Annotated in this window: 2 protein-coding genes; both read right to left on the bottom strand. The window is 45.8% G+C overall.

The annotated features are described in order from the left end of the window. Positions 1–223: 223 nt before the first annotated feature. Positions 224–1,420 (bottom strand): CBS domain-containing protein, encoded by a 1,197-nt coding sequence (locus J7J01_06170; GenBank protein MCD6210461.1) that lies wholly within the window; start codon positions 1,418–1,420, stop codon positions 224–226. After that, the coding region (locus J7J01_06165) for a 6-carboxytetrahydropterin synthase (GenBank protein ID MCD6210460.1) at positions 1,401–1,750 on the bottom strand (350 nt) is incomplete at its 5' end. The genes J7J01_06165 and J7J01_06170, both read right to left, overlap by 20 nt.

Raw genomic sequence — 1,750 nt, 5'->3', positions numbered from 1 at the left:
AAAGCCGTTGGCTTTTAGATTTACTCTGTCCTCTGTGACAAAAATTGCTTTTATTGGTGTCGTTTTGGTTGGCATTGCCATTTCTTTGGGTTTCAGGGATAAAGGAAGCCTATAAAGGCTTGCTGAATGGTGACATTTTGGTGGGGGTTAATCCTGTTTTTATTGTTTCTATCAAGGTGTTTTGCTATATAACCTTTTACACCTTTTTACATCCCCCTCATGCCTACCTGAGCCTTTCTTTATCATCCTCCATCTGCGCCCGTACAGAGAGTAAGGCATCTTTCAGCGTGGCAATGAAATCCCACCGCCGTTTATCTGCCTTCTTCTCTATCTCGCCTGCACCCCTCGCTGCCATCAATAACTTCGTACCTCCTGGTTCTCCATAGCCCACATATAGCTTATCGGGGGTCTTGACATGTGCGCCGATTTTATAATATGATACTCCTCCCCTGTCTCTCTCCTTCTTTATCACTATTTTTATCCAGTGTACGCGTCTGGCGAGTCTGACAATTTTCCTCAACTCTGTATCAATGATTCGTGTGGCAAGCTCTTTATATGCCTCATCTACAGTGCCCTGAATCTCTACATTCACCTTACCCTTCGCTCTGAACTCGCTCAGGAATCGCATTATATCATGCGTAGTCACGATTCCCCGGGGGCTCAGGTCCTTTTTTGTTATTGGCACGGCGCGTATATCATGCTCACTCATCAAACTCGCAACATCAGCCAGATTCGCATCCATGGTGGTGGTTATCACCGGTGAGCTCATGATATGTGAGACTGGCTGTCCCATTCTCGGTACCTTCTCACCTTTGTACTCACCTGAAGTCATTCTTTGCTTCGGCTTGTAGAGCCTTCTCAGGATGTCTCCTTCCGTGATTATGCCTGTTATTCTGTTGTGGTCATCGACGATAACCAGATGTCCAAGGTTACTCTTCCGCATGATGCTGCGTGCTTTGCCTATACTGGCTGTCTTATCTACGTATATTACATCCCTGGTCATCACATCACCCGCCTTTGTATCTCTGAGGATGAAAGAATGTGCTCCTCTTGCCATGATGTCATACTCCGTAACAATCCCTACGAGTTTTCCATCAGCGTCAACTATTGGCGCTGCCCTCTGACCACTGTCCAGCAGTTCACAGATAGCATCTATGGTCGGTGTATCCCTGTGTATGCAGTGTGGCTTAAACATGAATTCGTCCACAGGCGAGTCAGGGTTGGAAGCGAGCAGCAGATCCTGTATATTCACCATGTATATCTCATTCTCACTGCTATCGCTATCAAGCACAAGGAGATTATGGAATTTATTCTGCTCCATGATGCCTATCGCCTTCCCTATCGATGTATCAGGCGCTATGGTCTTCACTTCCTTAGTGCTTATCTCTATCACTGGCTCTTCAAGCATCGCTACTCGCATCACCTCCTCTTTCGCCAGATTCTATCATCACCCATTTGTCCTTACCTTCCCACAATTTTAGCGAATGGAGAAAGATGCCGAGCTTTGAGTCTTTCAGCTTACGCTCTAACTCACGCTTCAAGAATAGTGCTATATTCTCGCTCGTTGGATATTCCACTATCTCATTCAGATACCTGTGGTCAACCAGCTCAAGTACTTCTTTCACCACCGCTTTCACCTCTGAGAAGTCTGCTACACATTCAGTATCAGGCTTCTTATCGCCCTCTACTATCACTTCTACTTTATATGTGTGACCATGTAGATTCCTGCATTTACCAAGATAACGTGGCA

This window comes from Methanophagales archaeon (assembly GCA_021159465.1).
Classification (GTDB): domain Archaea; phylum Halobacteriota; class Syntropharchaeia; order Alkanophagales; family Methanospirareceae; genus G60ANME1.
Note: the sequence above shows the minus strand (reverse complement) of the source record. Positions and strands in the feature narration are given on the sequence as shown.